The organism is Rhodococcus sp. NyZ502 (assembly GCF_041464245.1).
GTDB lineage: Bacteria > Actinomycetota > Actinomycetes > Mycobacteriales > Mycobacteriaceae > Rhodococcus_F > Rhodococcus_F qingshengii.
Window position 1 is genome coordinate 544,831 of record NZ_CP167155.1, and the last position, 19,983, is coordinate 564,813.

At 63.3% G+C, this 19,983-nt stretch carries 17 protein-coding genes; 10 read left to right on the plus strand and 7 right to left on the minus strand.

The window, feature by feature from the left end:
- Nucleotides 1–10: 10 nt before the first annotated feature.
- The 5 genes from ACBG85_RS02615 to ACBG85_RS02635 all read right to left on the minus strand — a co-directional run bounded on the left by ACBG85_RS02615 (nucleotide 11) and on the right by ACBG85_RS02635 (nucleotide 5,786).
- Nucleotides 11–1,696 (minus strand): cytosine permease, encoded by a 1,686-nt coding sequence (locus ACBG85_RS02615; RefSeq protein ID WP_063315186.1) that lies wholly within the window; start codon nucleotides 1,694–1,696, stop codon nucleotides 11–13.
- A 135-nt stretch (nucleotides 1,697–1,831) separates the two neighbouring features.
- On the minus strand, nucleotides 1,832–2,890 hold the full coding sequence (locus ACBG85_RS02620; protein WP_063315185.1) for an AAA family ATPase: 1,059 nt from the start codon (nucleotides 2,888–2,890) through the stop codon (nucleotides 1,832–1,834).
- Between the two features lie 10 nt (nucleotides 2,891–2,900).
- A complete protein-coding gene (locus ACBG85_RS02625) occupies nucleotides 2,901–3,938 on the minus strand; it encodes an aliphatic amidase (protein WP_372026092.1) in 1,038 nt (345 codons plus the stop codon).
- A 26-nt stretch (nucleotides 3,939–3,964) separates the two neighbouring features.
- Nucleotides 3,965–4,585 (minus strand): AmiS/UreI family transporter, encoded by a 621-nt coding sequence (locus ACBG85_RS02630; RefSeq protein WP_003946099.1) that lies wholly within the window; start codon nucleotides 4,583–4,585, stop codon nucleotides 3,965–3,967.
- A gap of 121 nt (nucleotides 4,586–4,706) precedes the next feature.
- Entirely contained in the window at nucleotides 4,707–5,786 is a 1,080-nt protein-coding gene (locus ACBG85_RS02635) for a substrate-binding domain-containing protein (protein ID WP_063315183.1), read from the minus strand.
- 107 nt (nucleotides 5,787–5,893) lie between these two features.
- Between ACBG85_RS02635 and ACBG85_RS02640 the strand changes: the two genes are divergently transcribed.
- Nucleotides 5,894–6,319 (plus strand): MarR family transcriptional regulator, encoded by a 426-nt coding sequence (locus ACBG85_RS02640; protein ID WP_063315182.1) that lies wholly within the window; start codon nucleotides 5,894–5,896, stop codon nucleotides 6,317–6,319.
- 37 nt (nucleotides 6,320–6,356) lie between these two features.
- Here ACBG85_RS02640 and acs read toward each other — a convergent pair whose 3' ends face one another.
- The gene (gene acs, locus ACBG85_RS02645) at nucleotides 6,357–8,288 is read right to left on the minus strand and encodes an acetate--CoA ligase (protein ID WP_007732429.1); all 1,932 of its coding nucleotides are present in this window, start codon (nucleotides 8,286–8,288) and stop codon (nucleotides 6,357–6,359) included.
- Nucleotides 8,289–8,652: 364 nt separating this feature from the next.
- Between acs and ACBG85_RS02650 the strand changes: the two genes are divergently transcribed.
- The 5 genes from ACBG85_RS02650 (at nucleotide 8,653) to ACBG85_RS02670 (ending at nucleotide 14,806) form a co-directional block, all read left to right on the plus strand.
- The gene (locus tag ACBG85_RS02650; RefSeq protein ID WP_007732431.1) at nucleotides 8,653–10,269 is read left to right on the plus strand and encodes an ABC transporter substrate-binding protein; all 1,617 of its coding nucleotides are present in this window, start codon (nucleotides 8,653–8,655) and stop codon (nucleotides 10,267–10,269) included.
- A gap of 125 nt (nucleotides 10,270–10,394) precedes the next feature.
- Complete coding sequence (locus ACBG85_RS02655; protein WP_019746637.1) at nucleotides 10,395–11,321, plus strand: ABC transporter permease; 927 nt, start codon at nucleotides 10,395–10,397, stop codon at nucleotides 11,319–11,321.
- On the plus strand, nucleotides 11,314–12,270 hold the full coding sequence (locus tag ACBG85_RS02660; protein WP_019746638.1) for an ABC transporter permease: 957 nt from the start codon (nucleotides 11,314–11,316) through the stop codon (nucleotides 12,268–12,270). The genes ACBG85_RS02655 and ACBG85_RS02660 overlap by 8 nt, the downstream gene beginning before the upstream one ends.
- 5 nt (nucleotides 12,271–12,275) lie before the next feature.
- Nucleotides 12,276–14,000, plus strand: coding sequence for an ABC transporter ATP-binding protein (locus ACBG85_RS02665; RefSeq protein WP_156423165.1), 1,725 nt, complete (start codon nucleotides 12,276–12,278; stop codon nucleotides 13,998–14,000).
- 56 nt (nucleotides 14,001–14,056) lie between these two features.
- Nucleotides 14,057–14,806, plus strand: coding sequence for a hypothetical protein (locus ACBG85_RS02670; protein ID WP_003946100.1), 750 nt, complete (start codon nucleotides 14,057–14,059; stop codon nucleotides 14,804–14,806).
- Between the two features lie 391 nt (nucleotides 14,807–15,197).
- Here the strand turns inward: ACBG85_RS02670 and ACBG85_RS02675 are convergent, their stop codons facing one another.
- Nucleotides 15,198–16,016 (minus strand): HAD-IB family hydrolase, encoded by an 819-nt coding sequence (locus ACBG85_RS02675; protein ID WP_003946123.1) that lies wholly within the window; start codon nucleotides 16,014–16,016, stop codon nucleotides 15,198–15,200.
- A gap of 312 nt (nucleotides 16,017–16,328) precedes the next feature.
- On the opposite strand from ACBG85_RS02675, the gene ssd reads away from it, so the two are divergent.
- The 4 genes from ssd to ACBG85_RS02695 are packed head-to-tail and all read left to right on the plus strand — an operon-like array spanning nucleotide 16,329 to nucleotide 19,967.
- On the plus strand, nucleotides 16,329–17,423 hold the full coding sequence (gene ssd / locus ACBG85_RS02680) for a septum site-determining protein Ssd (RefSeq protein ID WP_372026099.1): 1,095 nt from the start codon (nucleotides 16,329–16,331) through the stop codon (nucleotides 17,421–17,423).
- A complete protein-coding gene (locus ACBG85_RS02685) occupies nucleotides 17,420–18,601 on the plus strand; it encodes a TadA family conjugal transfer-associated ATPase (RefSeq protein ID WP_042446712.1) in 1,182 nt (393 codons plus the stop codon). Before ssd ends, ACBG85_RS02685 begins: the two co-directional genes overlap by 4 nt.
- Nucleotides 18,598–19,386, plus strand: coding sequence for a type II secretion system F family protein (locus ACBG85_RS02690; protein WP_372026102.1), 789 nt, complete (start codon nucleotides 18,598–18,600; stop codon nucleotides 19,384–19,386). The genes ACBG85_RS02685 and ACBG85_RS02690 overlap by 4 nt, the downstream gene beginning before the upstream one ends.
- On the plus strand, nucleotides 19,383–19,967 hold the full coding sequence (locus ACBG85_RS02695) for a type II secretion system F family protein (RefSeq protein ID WP_372026105.1): 585 nt from the start codon (nucleotides 19,383–19,385) through the stop codon (nucleotides 19,965–19,967). Before ACBG85_RS02690 ends, ACBG85_RS02695 begins: the two co-directional genes overlap by 4 nt.
- Nucleotides 19,968–19,983 lie beyond the last annotated feature (16 nt).

Consider the following 19,983-nt stretch of genomic DNA (forward strand, 5'->3'; position numbering starts at 1 on the left):
ACAGCAGTTGTCAGGGAAGCTGAGCAGGCAGGACGTGCTCACCGGTCTTGTCGGTGCTCAAGGCCAGGGAGCTGATGTACTGCTTCTCGCCGTTCGGACCGGGCACGTTCGACGCGAGCATGTCGGGACGCTCGAATTCGATTCCGCTGACGCAGCACAGAAGCGTTTCACCGGAGGGGTTCCCGTACTCGTCGAACATCGGCAGATCGATGCCGTCGTCGGTGCGTCGTAGGTAGTACTTTCCCTTGGTGGCGACGGCCAGGACCGGCGGCATCACCAGCGCGATGACGATTGCGACGATCGGGGAGAACGGCTTGATCGCCGAACCGAAAGCACCGAAGAACACCAGGATCGAAATGCCCGCGGCCAGCAGCATCGACACGAAGCCGACGGGGTTGACGTCGTAGAGCATCCCGCGTCGGAACTCGGGGACTTTCGGGGAGAGCTTCAACCAGTACTTGTTGATCGCGATGTCCGAGGCGACGACCACGACCCAGGCGATACCGCAGTTGGCGTAGAAGCCCAGGATCGTGTTGAGGAAGTCGAACATGTTGGCTTCCATCAAGATCAGTGCGATCGCCAGGTTGACCAGAACGAAGACCATGCGTCCGGGGTAGGTCTTGGTGACGCGGGTGTACGAGTTGGTCCAGGCCAGTGAGCCGGAGTACGCGTTGGTGACGTTGATCTTGATCTGGCTGATGACAACGAGGATCACGGCCAGCGTCATGGCCAGCCAGTGCGGCATCATGTCCTGGTAGATCTCGAGGAACTGGTGCACGGGTTGGTTGGCGATCGAAGATCCGTCGACGACGTTCGCGATGATGTACACAGCGAGGAACAGTCCGACGATCTGCTTGAACGCGCCGAAGATGACCCAGCCGGGCCCCGCGAGAATTACTGCAGCCCACCAACGACGGGTGTTCTCCGGCGTCTTGGGCGGCATGAAGCGTAGGTAGTCGATCTGCTCGGCGATCTGTGCGATCAGCGACAAGCAGACACCCGCGGCCAGCATCACCGATCCGAAGTTGACGCCCTTGCCGTTTGCGCCGTCCTCACCGCCGAAGGCGAAGAACGCGCTCACCGAATCAGGGTGCTTGAACAGCAGATACAGGAACGGCAGCACCATCATGGCGAGCCACAGAGGCGTCGTCCACACTTGGAGCTTTGCCAGAGCCTTCATTCCGTAGATGACCAGTGGAATGACCATCAGGGTCGAGACCGCGTAGCCGATCGAGAGTGGGATCCCGAGCCCCAGTTTCAAACCCTGGGCCATGATGGAACCCTCGAGCGCGAAGAAGATGAAGGTGAACGTCGCGAAGATGACGTTGGTGACCACCGAGCCGTAGTAGCCGAAACCGCTTCCGCGAGTGATCAAATCGAGGTCGATATTGTATCGCGCGGCATAGTAGGCGAGTGGGAAGCCGGTCGCCATGATGACGACGGCAAACACGGCGATGCCCAGAAGTGCGTTACCGGTGCCGTACGAGATGCCGATGTTGGCGCCGATCGAGAAGTCTGCGAGATACGCGATTCCGCCGAGCGCGGAGGTCGCGACGACGCCGGTTCCCCATTTGCGGTAGCTGCGTGGCGCAAATCGGAGGGTGTAGTCCTCCAGCGTCTCCTTCAGTGCGGCGTTCTCACCGAGATCTGCCCTGTCCGGTGCGCCGGCGGACACCTGCTCGTTCACTGCTGTCATGACGTCACTTCCCCTGGGTGCCTGTGCATGTGCACTTTGTGGTGCAGGCACCCAACCTAGGGAGGTGGCGTTACGCGGACATGTTTGAAATGTGTCGCCCACGTTGCGGATTCGATCCGCAACGTGAGCGAGCACTCATGGGACTTTCTTTACCTGTATCTGATCACCAACTGCCCGCGCCTGCAAGGCGAGTGGTTGCGTCCCGACCGGCCGAAGGTCGAGAACGGCGGCGGCCACCGGGTCGGCCAAGACGTTCCGGATGGTGCGGCGCAGGCCACGTGCTCCGTACACCGGGTCGAACCCGCGCCGTTGCAACAGGGCGACGGCGCAGTCCTCCACCTCGACGTCGATGCCTCTCCTGGCCAACCGAGTCGTGATCAGTTCGATCTCGAGACGGGTCACTTGTTCCGCGGTCTGTTCGTCGAACTCGTCGAGGATCACGGTTTCGTCGATGCGGTTGAAGAATTCGGGGTCGAAGAACTTCTCCAACGCGCGTTGCACCAGATGATGACCATGGCGCGGTCGATCGATCCGGACGCGATCGGCGAGCTGCCGCAGGTGGGATCGCCGACGTTCTGCCACCGCAGCAGAGCCGAGATTCGAGGTCAGGAACACGTAGCTGTTGCGGAACGAGATCTTCTGCTGACCGTTCGCCAACCGGAGTTCGCCGTTGTCGAGGACCTGCAGGAGCGCACGCAGCACGGTGGGGTCGGCCTTCTCCACTTCGTCGAACAGGACGATTCCGGGGGTGTACGGATCGCCCTCGACGGTGTTCTTGTCGAACAGCGTGAAGGACTCCTTGCTACCGGCATATCCAGGTGGAGCCCCGGAGAACGACGCCGCATAATGCTCTTGCGCAAGAGCATTCATGTCGATGCGGCACAGATCATCGGGTCCTGACCGTAGTTCTGCGGCCACGCGCCGCACCAATTCCGTCTTGCCGACGCCGGTCGGGCCAACGAGAAGGATGTTGGCGAGCGGACGCGTCGGATCCGTGGCACCGACATGCGCGATCGAAATCGCACGAACCACTGCGTCGACGGCGGCCTGTTGTCCGACGATCTTGGAACTCAGGGCTTTCGAGAGCTTGCGAGCGTCGAAGGCCCCGACCGGTACGGGTTCGGTTCGTTCCTCGGCCGGCGGTGGTGCTGCTGCACTGTTCCGGTCATGGAGCATGTCGGTGATATAAGGCACAGTGAGATCCTTACGCTTCGAGTGTCTTCTCGACCGGCAGGTTTCCGACGCGACAATCCGCTACACCCACTGTGTCTCGGGTGATGGCCTCGACGCGTTCCTGAGCCTTCTGGGCGTCGGTGACCCACAGCTTGTAGAACTCGAACGGGCAGTCCGCGACGCCCTTGTCTCCGTCACCTGCTGCGTGGACACCGGAGTAGCCGCGATGGAGGAGTTTGAAGATGTGGTTCTGGGACTGATCGTTCTCGCGTGCGTCGCGAATGGCTGAGACGGAAAGCTGCGCGTACTGGATTCCGTATTCTTCTTCGCCGGTTTCACCCAGCGTCCGGCCGTCGAATCCGATGATCGCGGAGTGTCCGAAGTAGGAGTAGACGCCGTCGAATCCGGCCGCATTGGCAACTGCCACATAACAATTGTTGGCCCAGGCCATTGCCTTGGACATCATCACCTGCTGGTCCTTGGCGGGGTACATGTACCCCTGGCAACGGACGATCAGTTCTGCACCCTTCATCGCGCAGTCGCGCCAGATCTCCGGGTAGTTGCCGTCGTCGCAGATGATGAGCGAGATCTTCAGCCCCTTCGGGCCTTCGGTGACATACGTCGTGTCTCCCGGGTACCACCCTTCGATGGGGCACCAGGGCAGGATCTTTCGGTACCTCTGAACGATCTCGCCCTTGTTGTCGATGAGGATCAACGTGTTGTACGGGGGCTTGTTCGGGTGGTCTTCGTGCTGTTCGCCGGTGATGGAGAAGATTCCCCACGTGTCGGCTTCGCGGCACGCTGCGGAGAAGATCGCGGTCTCGTCGCCCGGGATGGTGGCTGCTGTCGCGTACATCTCCTCCTCGTTGTACATGATTCCCTGCGTGGAGTATTCGGGGAAGACCACCAGATCCATTCCGGGGAGGCCGGTCTTCATGCCGATCATCATGTCGGCGATCTTGCGCGCGTTCTCGAGGACACCGGCGCGATCGTGCAGGCGGGGCATCTTGTAGTTGACCACTGCTACGCCGACCGTGTCGTTGCTCGAGGAGATGTCACCGTGTCGCATTGTCTTTCACTCCTTGGTTGTGTCGATCAGTTGAAGACTGGACGGGATTGGGGTACTGCGGTTTTGGGTGCAGCGAGGATCTTGGCCAGGCCCAGGAGAACCAGAAGCGCTCCGGCCCAACCGGCCGCGACGGCGGGTGTGGTGTGGAAGTTGTCGGTCAGGATCAGAAATGCGGGGACCGTGCACGTGGGCTGGCTCAGAAGGACCGCTGCCCAGCCGGTGAAGCGACTGAGATTCTCGCGGCCGAGCCCGAGTACCAGGAAGAACAGCGTCCACAGCGCTGCCCATGCGAGCCAGATGACCCCGAAGACTGGGTCGTTGCTCACTGTGAAAGAGAGGAAGGAGTACACGAGCGCGGCGCACGCGACGAACAGCGAGAACCACCCGATTCCTTCCGGCTCGAAGCCGGCGAGATTGCTGATGCCCACGTAGAGATAGGTGAATCCGAACAGGTAGAGCCCTGAGGCCGCCAGGACGGCACTCGAATCTCCCTGAGCCTGAATCAACATGACGGTGGGGACGACGCATTGAAGTGCGCCGACGAAGAGGTTGAGGACCGAGGCGGATCGAACGGGAACTGTGCCGAGCAGCATCAGTCCGTTGACGAAGAGGACGGCTCCCACGTAAAGCAAACCAACACTGCCCATCGGGCACCTCCGGTTACTTCGGGACGGTTACTTCGGGACGGTTACTTTCAAATGAAATGATTCCAAATGAAACTAAGTGATGCGCGCCACAGAAGTCAAGAGGGAGATCTCAGGGAAAATCTCAGAGCGTTGCGATGATCGAGAAGTCGAGTCCGTCGGCGACGGCGAGCTGAATCTTCTGCCGTGCAACACGATCACGAAACTCGACGGTTCCGCGAGGCCCGTCGTACGCGGCACCCTCGACGACGGCGTCCAGGTCACGCGGATGTGTGCTGTCGGCGCGTCGAACCAGGGCCGAAAGGGTATGTATCCCTTCGTAACACGACTCGGCAGCGTTGTTCAGTGCCGGAGCGTGCGCGCCGTGCAGTGCGATGTAGCGCCCGAGCAGGTCCATGGAGTTACCGTCGACCATCGAGCGGAAGTACGCCGCCGAGGCAAACAGGTTCCGGGTTGCGCGGGGGCCGCTCGCGAGCAGCATGTTTTCTTCCATCAACGGGCTGAACCGGATCATCGACTCGTCGAGGCCTCGGCGGGCGAAGGCTCGGTTGAAGTCGACGGCGTCCTGCCCGACGAGGAGCATGATCACGCCGTCGCAACCGGAGTTCGAGACGGTCTCGACCAACTGCTTCATGTTTCCGCGCCCGAGGTCGACAAACGAACCGCCGACCAGGCTGAGATCGAGTTCGGTGGCGAATTGCCTCACGGCTCCGAGAGAGCTGTGCGGCCAGATGTAGTCGTCCCCGACGACAAACCACTTACGCGCTCCGACGTTGTCGCGCAGCCACTTCAGCGCCGGCGCGATCTGCTGACGTGGTGTCTCACCCGAGCAGTAGATGCCGGGCCTGACCTCGCCGCCCTCGTAGAGCGAGGTGTACGAGTACGGAATACGGCCTGCGACCACCGGTGCGAGTGCGTGGCGGACCGAGGAGATGTGCCAACCGCTGACGGCGTCGATGTCACCGGCGTCGAGTAGTTGTCCCACGCGGGCGGCGACGACGCTCGGCGAAGCGCCGCCGTCGATCACTTCGATCTGGACTTCGCGTCCCAGCACGCCACCGGAGTTGTTGAGGTCGCGGGCGGCCAACTCGCTGATTGCTTCGCAGGAGGGGCCGAACAGTCCGGCCGGCCCCTGAAGGGGAACCACCATGCCCAGGCGCCACACCGCGCTGCGCGCGCGTTCGAGCGCGCCGGTAGCGCTCATGCGTCGCCGCCGGAATCGGGAGTCAGCGGCCTGGCCTGGGTTACTATCATTTCATTTGAAAGTATTGCCCGAGAAGTGTGAACTGCGCAACAGCGGGGGAGCGATCAGTGGGAAAAAGTGACTCCGGAATTCTTGATGCGTCGCTGACGACTGCGCTGGTCCGAGCAGCTCGAATGGCCGCGGCAGCGGCGGAGAAGGCGCTGGCGGCAGAGAATCTCACTCTTGATCACTGGATGACGCTCGAAGCCCTGGCGTCGACCGAGGGGCTGACGATGGCTGAGCTGCGCGATCGAACGGGAACACCGGCTCCGACGCTGACGCGAGTTGCGGACAAGTTGGTCTCGCTCGCGCTCATCTACCGCGAAGTCGGGGAGGACGACCGTCGGAAGATACGCGTGTTTCTCTCCTCGCGCGGAAAGTCCTTGCACAAGAGGGTTGCCGCAGACATCCGCGTAGCCGAGGAGTCCTGGCTGACGTCGAAAGAGGAAGTGAAGTTGCGAGAGGGGCTTCGCCCCTGTGTGCCTTTCCGGTAGTGGGGACTACCAAAAAGGCGCACAGGGGCCGAAGGCCCTACTTGCCGCGGATGGCGTCGAATACCTTGGGGTCGACCAGGGTCGAGGTGTCTCCGAGGTCGCGGCCTTCGGCGACGTCGCGCAGGAGGCGGCGCATGATCTTGCCGGACCGGGTCTTCGGCAGTTCCGGCACGATCGTGATCTGACGGGGCTTGGCGATGGGGCTGATGTCGGTGGAGACCTGAGCCTTGAGTTCGGCGATGAGGACGTCGCCGGTGTTCTCGACGCCTTCACGGAGGATGACGAACGCGACGATGCCCTGTCCGGTGGTCTCGTCGGCGGCACCGACGACGGCGGCTTCGGCGACTCCGTGATGGTTCACCAGTGCTGATTCCACTTCGGAGGTGGAGATGCGGTGACCGGAGACGTTCATGACGTCGTCGACGCGGCCGAGGACCCAGAGTGCGCCGTCGTCGTCGTACTTGGCGCCGTCACCGGCGAAGTACCAGCCTTCTTCGGCGTAGCGGGACCAGTAGGTGTCGCGGTAGCGGTCCATGTCGCCCCAGATGCCGCGGAGCATCGCCGGCCACGGCTCGTCGAGGACGAGGTAACCGTTGCCGCCGGGGCCGAGGGGCTTGGCGTCGTCGTCGACGATCTTCGCGGAAATCCCCGGCAGCGGTGCCATCGCGGATCCGGGCTTGGTGGCGGTGATACCGGGCAGCGGGGAGATCATGATCGCGCCGGTCTCGGTCTGCCACCAGGTGTCGACGATGGGGGCTTTGTTGCCGCCGATGACCTCTCGGAACCAGCGCCACGCTTCGGGGTTGATGGGCTCGCCCACAGATCCGAGGAGGCGGATCGAGGACAGGTCATGGGCGTCGGGGATCTCGCGGCCCCACTTCATGAACGTCCGCACGAGGGTGGGTGCGGTGTAGTAGATGGAGACGCCGTACTTCTCGATGATGTCGAAGTGGCGGTGCTCGTTCGGGGAGTTGGGGGTGCCTTCGTAGACGACCTGGGTGACGCCGTTCGAGAGGGGTCCGTAGACGATGTAGGAGTGTCCGGTGACCCAGCCGATGTCGGCGGTGCACCAGTAGACGTCTTGTCCCGCTTTGTGATCGAAGACGTTGTGGTGGGTGTACGAGGCTTGGGTGAGGTAGCCGCCGGAGGTGTGGATGATGCCCTTGGGCTTTCCGGTGGTGCCGGAGGTGTAGAGAATGAACAGGGGATGTTCGGCGTCGAAGGCCTGCGCCTCGTGCTCGGGTGAGGCCTGTGCGACGGTTTCGTGCCACCACAGGTCGCGGCCGTCGGTCCAGTCGACGTCGATGCCGGTCCGGTTGACCACCAACACGTTCTGGACGGATTCGGCGCCGGCGACGGATTCGTCGACCGCTGTTTTGATGGGTGCTGCTGCGCCGCGTCGCCACTGCCCGTCGACGGTGACGACGAGTTTGGCTTGGGCGTCGTCGATGCGCGAGCGTAGGGCGGTGGCGGAGAATCCGGCGAAGACGACCGAGTGGGTCAGGCCGAGGCGGGCGCAGGCGAGCATGGTGACGATCGCTTCGGGGATCATCGGCATGTAGATCGCGACGCGGTCACCGGCGACGAGGCCGAGGTCGGTGAAAGTGTTTGCGGCGCGGCTGACTTCGGCGAGGAGGTCGTTGTAGGTCAGGTCGCGGGAATCGCCTGGTTCGCCTTCGAAGTGGATGGCGACGCGGTCGCCGTTGCCGGCGAGGACGTGGCGGTCGACGCAGTTGTAGGCGACGTTGAGTTTTCCGCCGACGAACCACTTGGCGACGGGGGCGTCGGTCCAGTCGAGGACGTCGGTCCATTTCTCGTGCCAGTGAAGGCGCTCAGCCTGATTCGCCCAGAAAGCGAGGCGGTCGGTATCTGCGGCAGCCTGCAACTCCGGTCCCGCGTTGGCGGCCGCAGCGAACTCTGCGCTCGGCGGATATGCCTGGGGGACGTCTGTTTCGGCTGCGCTTGTCATGGCTGACGGCCTTCTTTCCACTTTGATCGACACTTTTCTGACTCCGTGTGAGGGTAGTCACAAGCTCGCGTAAACGCACCGTTGCATCACGTTGCAACCCGTTGTCCTGCGACGATCGGTCGAATTGATGCGACGGGTGGTCGCTTCCGCCGACGAGTGAATGGGCGCGGACAGATTTCCCTCGGAATTGCGGACAATGGGTGCGATGCGCGCCCCGCGTCGGATGTGTCTATTGTCAAACCATTATTCGACCACAACTCGAAGTCACGTTCACTTTCAGTTGTAGGCGACACGACGCCGGCAGTTACGGCTGTCGGCAGGCCGCGAGCATGCTCGGGGTCACTTAGATGTGGAAGGAATTCCTTTGCGTATCTCACGCATAGCGACGGGCGCGGTCGCGCTCGGAATGACGGCAGTGCTGATCACGGCATGTTCGTCCGGCGATTCGTCGGGCGGATCGTCCAGTGGCGTCGTCAACGCCTGGGCGGGCGAGCCTCAGAACCCGTTGATCCCCACGAACACGAGTGAGAACATGGGCGGCCGCGTCCTCGACTCGCTGTTCTCCGGTCTCGTTTCGTACACCGCAGACGGCGGTACGGAGAACGAGGTTGCCGAGTCCATCGAGAGCACCGACGGTCAGAACTTCACCGTCAAGCTCAAGGACGGTTGGACCTTCACGGACGGCACCCCCGTCACCGCGAAGTCGTTCGTCGACGCGTGGAACTACGGCGCCCTCTCCACCAACGCTCAGCTTCAGGCATCGTTCTTCGATCCGATCAAGGGCTACGACGAAGTTGCCGCCGAGGTTCCGACGGCACAGACCATGTCGGGTCTGAAGGTTGTGGACGACTCCACCTTCACCATCGAACTCAAGCAGCCCGAGTCGGCGTTCCCCGATCGCCTCGGCTTCACGGCGTACTACCCGCTGCCCGAGGTCGCGTTCAAGGACATGACCGCCTTCGGTGAGAACCCGATCGGCAACGGCCCGTACAAGCTCGACGGAACCGGCGCGTGGCAGCACAACGTCCGCATCGACACCGTCGTGAACCCGGACTACAACGGCAACCGTAAGCCGAAGAACGCCGGCGTCGACTTCATCATGTACAACAGCCTCGACACGGCGTACACCGATCTCCTGGCCAACAACGTCGACGTTCTCGACCAGGTTCCGCCGAGCGCCGTCACGACCTTCGAGTCGGACCTGCCCGGACGCACCGTCAACCAGCCGTCGGCAACCATCGAGACGTTCACGATCCCGGGTCGCCTGCCGCACTTCAGCGGCGAAGAGGGCATGCTCCGCCGTCAGGCGATCTCGATGGCGATCAACCGCGATCAGATCACCCAGCAGATCTTCAACAAGACCAGGACGCCTGCACTCGACTTCACCAGCCCCGCAATCAAGGGCTGGAACGACTCGCTGACCGGTAACAGCAACGTGAAGTTCGATCCCGAGGCGGCCAAGGCTGCTTGGGCCAAGGCCGACGCCATCGCACCGTGGTCCGGCAGCTTCGAGATCGCCTACAACTCCGACGGCGGACACCAGGAATGGGTCGATGCCACGGCGAACAGCATCCGCAACACCCTCGGTATCGACGCAAAGGGCAAGCAGTACGCCACCTTCGCTCAGATCCGCACCGAAGCCACCGACCGCACCATCCAGAGCTCTTTCCGCTCCGGTTGGCAGGGCGACTACCCGCAGCAGTACGGCTTCCTGGCGCAGAACTACCAGACCGGCGGCAGCTCCAACGACGGTGAGTACTCCAACCCCGAGTTCGACCGCCTCCTGCGCGAATCGGCCGGCCAGACCGATCAGGCGAAGGCTCAGGAACTGCTCGATCAGGCCCAGGAAGTCCTGCTCAAGGACCTGCCCGCAGTGCCGACGTGGTACCGCAACGCTGCCAGTGGATGGTCGGAGAACGTTTCCAACGTGACCATCAGCTGGAACGGTGTTCCGGTCTACGAAGACATCGAAAAGAACTGACGCGTAGAACGATCCGCATCTGAAACGTGAGTTCGGGGCGGCAGGCGCCCTGCCTGCCGTCCCGAACTCGTGTTCACACCGGACTGTCCGCTGACGTACACGATCATCGACAAGGAGGTGATCCGATGCTCTGGTACATCGGTCGCCGAGTGCTTCAAATGATCCCGGTTTTTCTCGGGGCCACTCTTCTGATCTACGCCATGGTCTTCCTGCTTCCCGGTGATCCGATTGCCGCGTTGGCGGGCGACAAGGCGCTCAGTCCGGCTGTGGCAGCACAGCTTCGGGAGCGCTACCACCTCGATCTCCCCTTCTATCAGCAGTACCTGCTGTACCTGAAGGGCATCTTCACGCTGGACTTCGGCACGTCGTTCTCCGGACGACCTGTCAGTGAAGTTCTGGCACAGGCATTTCCGATCACGATGAAACTTGCCTTCATGGCACTGATCGTCGAGACCGTCTTCGGTGTCGGCTTCGGCCTCATCGCCGGCCTGCGTAAGGGCGGATTCTTCGACAGCACCGTCCTGCTGTTCAGCCTCGTTCTCATCGCCATCCCGATCTTCGTGATCGGCTTCCTGGCTCAGTTCTTCATCGGCGTCAAATGGGGCATCGTCCCGCCGACGGTCGGTGGCAACACCAGCTTCACCAATCTCCTGCTCCCTGCCCTGGTTCTGGGTTCGGTCTCGTTTGCGTACGTACTGCGACTGACCCGAACGTCCGTGGCGGAGAATCTGACTGCCGATTACGTCCGCACCGCTACCGCCAAGGGACTTTCCCGTGGACGAGTGGTTCGCGTGCACGTGTTGCGCAACTCGCTGATCCCCGTGGTCACGTTCCTGGGTGCCGACCTCGCAACGTTGATGGGCGGCGCCATCGTCACCGAGGGCATCTTCAACATCAACGGCGTCGGCGGCACGATCTACCAGGCCGTGACCAGAGGTGAAGCGCCGACGGTGGTTTCGTTCGTCACCATCCTGATCGTGATCTACCTGATCGCGAATCTGCTCGTCGACCTCTTGTACGCCGCGCTCGATCCGAGGATCCGCTATGTCTGAGACCGTGAAGACCGGACGCGCAGTCCGGCAAAGTCATTTCGTGGCACCGCCCGAAGTTGCGGCACCCGGGGAGACGGACGCCGTCAAACTCGATCAGGCGCCGACCAGCATGTGGACCGATGCGTGGCGCGACCTACGCAAGCGCCCCCTGTTCATCATCTCGACGATCATCATCCTCGCGGTCATCGTCATCGCAGCGTTTCCGAGCTTGTTCACGAGCACCGATCCGCGGTTCTGCGACCTGACCTACAGCATGCAGGGGCCGACCTCAGGGCACTGGTTTGGTTTTGACCGCCAGGGCTGTGACGTGTACTCGCGCACCATCTACGGTGCTCGCGCATCCGTACTCGTGGGCGTCGGCGTCACGGCGTCGGTGCTGGTGATCGGCGTGATCTTCGGTGCGCTGTCCGGTTTCTACGGCGGATGGACCGATTCGATCCTCTCCCGTGTCGCCGACATCTTCTTCGGCATCCCGCTGATCCTGGCTGCCATCGTCCTGATGCAGCTGTTCACCGATCGCACCATCTGGACCGTCGTCGGCGTCCTGGCACTCTTCGGTTGGCCGCAGATGGCACGAATTGCTCGAGGCGCGGTGATCTCGGCGAAGAACAACGACTACGTCATGGCTTCGGAAGCGTTGGGTGTCTCGAAGCTCAAGACACTGATCCGCCACGTCATCCCGAACTCGTTGGCGCCCATCATCGTGGTGGCCACCATCTCGCTCGGCACGTACATCGTCGCCGAGGCGACGCTGTCCTTCCTCGGTATCGGACTTCCGTCCACCGAGGTTTCGTGGGGCGGCGACATCAGCAACGCTCAGGTGACGCTGCGTCAGGGATCGACCATTCTGTTCTACCCGGCAACGGCTTTGGCGATCACCGTCCTCGGATTCATCATGATGGGTGACGCTCTGCGCGACGCCCTCGATCCCAAGTCGCGGAAGCGGTGAGCACGATGACCACCAAGGAAACTCTCACCTCGGAGGAAACTCCGTTGCTCGAGATTCGTGATCTCGAGGTGTCGTTCCAGTCCAATTCCGGTCCGGTTCCGGCAGTTCGAGGCGTCAGCCTGACCGTCTACCCGGGTCAGACGGTCGCGATCGTCGGCGAATCGGGTTCGGGTAAGTCCACCACCGCCCACTCGATCATCAATCTGCTTCCCGGCACCGGCAAGGTGACGGCAGGCGAGATCATCTTCGACGGCAAGGACATCTCGAAGGTCTCGGAGAAGGACTTCGTCCACATCCGGGGAAGCCAGATCGGTTTGGTTCCGCAGGACCCGATGTCGAATCTGAATCCCGTGTGGAAAGTGGGCTTCCAGATCGAGGAAGCACTGGCCGCCAACGGGATCGCCAAGGGCAAGGCAGCCAAGGTTCGGGCCGCCGAACTGCTCGAGGAGGCAGGACTCGCCGAAGCCGAGAGCCGGTTGGGGCAGTACCCGCACGAGTTCTCGGGCGGTATGCGTCAGCGCGCACTCATCGCGATCGGGTTGTCCGCTCGTCCGAAACTCCTGATCGCGGACGAGCCGACGTCGGCACTCGACGTCACCGTCCAGCGTCAGATCCTCGACCACCTCGACGGTCTGACTACGGAACTCGGCACCGCCGTTCTGCTCATCACTCACGATCTTGGCCTGGCCGCCGAGCGCGCCGAGCATCTGATCGTGATGAGCAAGGGTCGTATCGTCGAATCCGGTCCGGCACTGGAGATTCTGAAGCGCCCGCAGCATCCGTACACGCAGAAGCTGGTCGCGGCTGCGCCGTCGTTGGCGTCGAAGCGGCTCAGCTCGTCGGTGGCGCGCGCCGAGATTCGCGAACAGGCGGAAGAGGTCGCCGAAGCGGTCAAGGCCGAGGAAAGTGCGGCAGAGTCCTTCGGCAAGGTGACCGACGACGTTCTTGTCGTCGATCATCTGACCAAGGTGTTCAAGCTGCGCAAGGGTTTCCGCAAGACCACCGACTTCACAGCCGTGAACGACGTGTCCTTCAAGGTCCGCCGCGGAACCACGACTGCAATCGTCGGCGAATCGGGTTCCGGTAAGTCGACGGTCGCACAGATGGTCCTCGGTCTGCTCGAGCCCACTGCAGGCAACGTGGTCTTCGACGGTCAGGACGTGGCGAATCTCGGTGCGAAGGAAACATTTGCGTTCCGTCGACGAGTGCAGCCGATCTTCCAGAACCCCTACGGCACACTCGACCCGATGTACTCGATCTACCGCACGATCGAGGAGCCGCTGCGTACCCACAAGGTCGGGACCAAAGCCGAGCGTGAGGCTCGCGTCCGCGAACTTCTCGACAAGGTGGGTCTACCGCAGTCGGTCATGCGTCGGTTCCCGAACGAACTCTCCGGTGGACAGCGTCAGCGCGTCGCCATCGCGCGAGCACTGGCCTTGCAACCGGAGGTCGTGATCTGCGACGAGGCGGTCTCCGCTCTCGACGTGCTCGTGCAAGATCAGATCTTGACCCTGCTCAACGACCTGCAGGCAGAGTTCGGGTTGACGTACCTCTTCATCACGCACGACCTGGCCGTGGTTCGTCAGATCGCGGACAACGTGTTGGTGATGTCGCGTGGCTCGATCGTCGAATCGGCACCGATCGACGACGTGTTCGGTAATCCGCAACAGGACTACACCCGCAAGTTGCTCGACGCGATACCCGGTGGGTCCATCAAGCTGGGAAGCTGACGCAACAGGTAGGTAGGCAAGTCCGCAGAGGGGCTGCAAGGGTACCGTCGTTGATCGTGACGGACCCCTTGCAGCCCCTCGTCGATCTTCCAGGCGTACGCGCCGCCGCCGATCATGCGCGCGATGCTCTGGGTGAGGTTCATCGGCACAAGACCAACCGTCGCGGTTGGCCCACCACTGCCGCCGAAGCCGCGGTTCGTGCCGCGCGCGCTTCCGCATCGCTCGCCGGTGGCACCACCGAATTGCCGACCGAGGGCATGGCCGGTGATCCGATTCTCGCGGGTGCTCTGCGCGTGGCTCAGGCTCTCGACGGCGACAGCCTTCCGCTCATGGAGTCGACGTGGAAGCGCGCCCCACTTCAGGCTCTGGCCCGGCTGCACCTGTTGGCCGCGGCGGATCTCGTCGAGGACGCAGATCAACTGGGGCGGCCACGGTCGGATCGCGGAGTGGGGGAGCGGTTGGACGCTCTCGCCCAACTCGTTACAGGCGGAACCAGTGCACCGGCACCTGTTCTGGCGGCCGTCGTACACGGAGAACTCTTGGCGCTGAGCCCGTTCGGCACCGCTGACGGCATCGTCGCCCGCGCGGCCTCGCGTCTGGTTGCGGTCTCGTCGGGACTGGATCCGCACAATCTCGGGGTCCCCGAGGTCAGTTGGCTTCGGCGGCCACAGGCGTACACGGACGGCGCGGCAGGATTCGCTTCGGGAAATCCGGCGGGCGTCGGCAGCTGGGTGATTCTGTGCTGTGGTGCTCTCGAAGCCGGTGCGCGAGAGGCGACTTCGATTGCCGACGCCGCTACCGGATAGTCCGGCAAATTGCGCCTGTCGGAACATAACGAACGGGCGGCGCTGCCGATAAATCGACTTCGCCGCCCGTCAGCACGGACTACTCGTTACCAAGCGTGCTCGGTGGGTTGTGTGGGTGGCCTCGGCGAGGGATCGCGCTTTCTGAGGTCGTCCCCGCAACCTGTGCGGGGTCCTCGCTCAAATTGAACGAATCTCGCAGGCCCACAACGCTTCTGCCCTTATAGTGGCTTGTGCTCCGCGTGGGTGCCCTAGTGCCCGTGCTAGGAATTTCGGTTGGGGAAACGGTCCTTCTCTTCCGAGCCGTTCCTGGCCTTCCGTTCTTCCGTAACTCCTTTGTACCCTGTGTCCGGGCTCACAGCAAGTACCAATTTTTGTTTGTGGGCCTTGGATTTCAGCGTTTCCGGCGCAGTAGCCCGAAGGTCATGGCGCCGGCCACCAGAGCTGCGATTCCCACCGCAGCGGTAGTAGCCACCGTGGTCGTGGACTGGGCCGACAATCGGGCACGAAGTGAGACCGGATTCGAGAAAGTCAGTATGGGCCAACCGTTTACGGCCGCTTCCTTGCGCAACGCTCGATCGGGGTTGACTGCGGTCGGATGTCCGACAGCCTCGAGCATGGGTAAATCCGTCACCGAGTCGGAGTAGGCGTAACTGGCGGCGAGGTCGTAACCGTACTCCGCGGCGAGTTTTTCCATGGCTTCGACCTTGCCGGGGCCGTAGCAGTAGAAGTCCACCTCGCCGGTGTAGTGGCCGTCTTCCTCCCTCATCGACGTCGCGACGGAATGGGTGGCGCCGAGGGCGCGGGCGATCGGTGCGACGATCTCTTCCCCCGAAGCAGACACGACGATGACGTCGTGTCCACGCAGCTTGTGATCTGCGATCAGATCGGCCGCCTCGGCGAAGACGAGTGGATCGACGATGTCGTGCAGAGTCTCCGCGACGACGGCCTTCACCTGTTCCACGTCCCAGCCCGCACACATCGCCGTCAGATGCTCGCGCATGCGCTCCATCTGATCGTGATCGGCGCCGGACAGTAAAAACAGGAATTGCGCATAGCTGCTCTTGAGAACCGAGCGTCGATTGATCAGACCCTGTGCGAAGAATGGCTTGCTGAACGCCAGGGTGCTCGACTTCGCGATGATCGTTTTGTCCAAATCGAAGAAAGCGGCTGTCCGCCCGGTATTCAGTCCGTTCGCAGGCTTGTCGGTCACAGGATTGAGGATAGTCCGACAGGCGGTTCGTGTGCTCTTCGGCAAGCGTCCTCTTTCGGCGAAAAACAGCAGTTCAGTGCAGCTCAGGCTTGCATTTCTCGCCGATGGCGGGTGTAAGATCGTTGCTGTTCGATTCGTTCGAACTTGTTCAGCCCGACCCCCCGGGGCTGAACTCAGACGGCCCCCGCCTCCTCCCCCCATTGGCGGGGGTCGTCCTCTGTCTCAGGCCTGTTTCTCCCCAACCTCCCAGTTGTCCACAGGGTTGTTCGGCCCACTGTTTTCGGTGCCGGTGCTCGTTCAGGCTCTGCAGTCATGAACACGACGATCAGCTCTCAGGAAACCGGGGCTCCCATTCTGGTTCTCGTCGACGACGCGAAAATCCTCGCGAGCGTGCGACGCGTCGCTGCCGCGGTGGACCGCCGGCTGGACGAGGCCGAGCATCCCGTGTCCCGGCAACAGTGGAACCGGGCCTCGGCGGTGGTACTGGACGCGTCGGCGGCGCGAGATGCTCTGGCTCGTTCCCCCAAGCGAACGCGAGTGTTCCTCGTGTGCGACGGAACACCGACCGTCGACGATTGGAAGAGCGCCACCGCGATCGGAGCCGACAGCGTTCTGTCCTTGCCCGAGGAAGAGAACGCGCTGGTCGCAGTTCTGGCCGATCACGTAGACGTCAGTGGTGACGGCACCGTCGTGAGCGTGGTGGGTGGTTGTGGTGGCGGCGGAGCCTCGGCAACTGCTGCGGCTGTCGCGTTGACGTCGGCGGCACGTCACGTCCCGACGCTGTTGGTGGACGTCGACGCACTCGGTTCCGGCGCCGACGTGCTGTTGGGTATCGAGATTGCTCCCGGATTACGTTGGGGTGCACTGACCGTCGAGGGCGGGCGGTTGTCCCCGGATGCGCTGCGCGATGCACTGCCGGCAAAGGGAAAGTTTCTGAGGGTTCTGGCGAGCAGTCGCCGGGAGATCGACGGTCCGACAGTGACCGCCGTTCGCGCCGTGCTTGACGCAGGTCGCAGTTCCGGCGGGCTCGTGGTCTGCGACGTGCCACGTCATCCCAGCGAGGTAGGTCAGGCCGTGTTGGAGATGTCGGATTCGGTGCTCGTGGTGGTTCCGGCCACCGTGGCCGCATGCGTCGCGGCCGAGAAGGTCGGAGCCTGGGTGGTGCGACACAACTCCAACGTCGGGCTCGTCGTGCGTGGGCCGGCACCGGGAGGCCTACGCGGCACCGATGTGGCAGACATGCTCGGCCTGCCCCTGACGGCCGTGATGCGCGGCCACCGATCGCTGGCGCCGATGCTCGAGCGTGGTGGCCTCGAATTGACCCGCGGTTGTCCGTTGAGTGTGGCGGCAACAGCGGTACTCGACGCCGTCGAATCCGGCGCACGCCCGCGCAGGGCTGCGGCATGAGTGCGTTGGTCACGGCCGAACTGCTCGACCGAGTTCGCGAGCGATTGACGGCGTCGTCGGTCGGCGAGCCGACGGCGGCCACCGTTGCCGATGCCGTGCGAGCCGAGTCCTCGGGCGTTCTGGCGGACACGGATCTGTTGGAGGTCGTCAGGGTGCTCCAGACGGAACTGACAGGCGCGGGGCCGCTCGAACCTCTGCTGCACGAACCCGGGGTCGCCGACGTACTGGTGACCGCGCCGGATCAGGTCTGGGTGGACCGCGGGGTCGGCCTCGAAAGGTCAGGGGTGCGGTTCACCGACGAGGCAGCTGTGCGTCGATTGGCGCAGCGGTTGGCACTGTCGGCAGGTCGACGCCTCGACGACGCCCAACCGTGGGTCGACGGCCGCCTGCGGGGCGTCGGCGACGGGCACTTCGGGGTACGACTTCATGCCGTACTCGCACCCGTGGCCCAGGGTGGAACCTGCGTGTCACTGCGAGTGTTGCGGCCCGCGACCCAGGGTCTCGACGCGCTGTCCGCCCACGGCGCCGTGGAACCGGACGCGCGGGAGCTCCTCAATCGCATCATTTCTTGTCGCTTGGCTTTTCTGGTGATCGGCGGGACCGGTGCGGGAAAGACCACGTTGTTGTCCGCCATGCTCGGCGCGGTCGACCCGCGCGAGCGAATCGTCTGTGTCGAGGACGCGGCCGAACTGGCGCCGCCGCATCCACACGTCGTCCGCCTCGTCGCCAGAGCTCCCAACGTCGAGGGCGTCGGAGAGGTGACGGTGCGCGATCTGGTTCGGCAGGCACTACGAATGCGTCCCGATCGCATCGTCGTCGGTGAGGTCCGCGGCGCAGAGGTGACTGATCTGCTCACGGCGATGAACACCGGCCACGACGGCGGCGCCGGCACCGTTCACGCCAATTCGCCCGAAGAGGTGCCGGCCAGACTCGAGGCGTTGGCGGCGCTCGGCGGTATGGATCGCCACGCGTTGCACAGTCAACTTGCCGCGGCAGTTCAAGTGATCCTGCACGTGCACAGATTGGCTGACGGATCGAGGCGTCTCGAACAGATCGGTGTCATCGACCGCGGTGCGGACGGGTATGTACGAATCATGCAGGCGTGGCCGGACGGCGGTTCGGGTCGTGAGCGGCTCGAGCGGATGTTCCGGCTTCGCAATCGAGAGGTCGGGACGTGACGGTTTCCCTCTTGGCCTTCGCGTTGGCGGTCTCGATTGCGCCGGTGCGGGATTCACGTGCTCGGCTCGCCACGTACACCCCGAGCGTCCGCAAGTCCTCCCGGCAGATTCCGTGGCAGTTCGTCGCCGCATTTCTCGCGATTTCGGCCGCGTGGATCCTCGGAGGTCTTCCGGCAGGGTGTGCGGCTGTCGTCCTCGCCGGGACCCTGATCCTCCGTGGCCGACGCGCGAATGCAGCCGAAACCCGGGATCTCTCACAGAAGATGCTGCTCTCCGGTCTGGAGGTGCTGATCGCCGAGCTGAGCGTCGGCGCGCATCCTGCAGCGGCCAGTTCTGTTGCAGGCGAGGAATGTACCGGAGAAGTGAGTGCCGTATTCCGTTCCGCTGGGGCCAGGGCGCGTCTCGGTGGTTCTGCCGCAGCGGCCTTCGCGGTACCGGATTCGTGCATCGAGCGTGAGTTCTCCCGCATCGGATCCGTCTGGCGGGTCGCCGACCAACACGGGCTGGCACTGGCGGAACTACTCGGCGTCGTCCGGACGGACATGTTGGGACGTAGACGCTTTCGTCAGCGTACCGAGGCCGGGTTGGCGGGCGCTCGGGCGACCGCTGCGGTGTTGGCCTTTCTCCCGCTGTTGGGGATCGGTCTCGGGCAATTGATGGGTGCTTCGCCGCTGCGCGTGCTGTTCGGAGGTGGGCTCGGCGGCGTGCTCCTGGTGATCGGAACCGCTTGTGTCTCAGCTGGTCTGCTCTGGACCGACCGGATAACTGCGAAGGTCACGTCGTGAGTTGGGCATCCGTGGCGATGATGGCGTTGGCGCTCGCGATCATTCCCGATCGGCGCGGTGCTTCGGCCAGGGCGGCAGAAATTCTCTTCGCGGACACAACAACAGAAAATTCGGTCTCAGTCCCGGACAAGCCGGATCCACTCGCAGTTGCCGCAAGTCTCGACCTTCTCGGGGCCTGCCTACGAGCGGGGCTTCCCGTCTCCGCCGCGATCACAGCGATGGCGTCGACGGCACCGAAACCGATGGCCGACTCGCTTCGTCGCGTCGCCGACCTTCTGGCGCTCGGTGCCGATCCGGACGTCGCGTGGAGCGAGGCCGCTCTCGATCCCGATACCGAGGCGCTCGCCAGAATGGCTCGGCGTTCCGCCCGTTCGGGTTCGTCGCTGTCCTCGTCCATGGCCGAACTCGCCGAGCGCAGTCGAGGTGACGCCGAGGATCTTGCTGCCGCCGCAGCCGAACGCGCGGGAGTGCTGATCAGCGGTCCACTCGGGCTGTGTTTCCTGCCGGCGTTCATCGCCTTGGGCATCGTCCCGGTGGTGATCGGGCTTGCCACGACTGTGCTCGGTAACGGCCTGCTGTGAGCCGGATCCGAGTGAA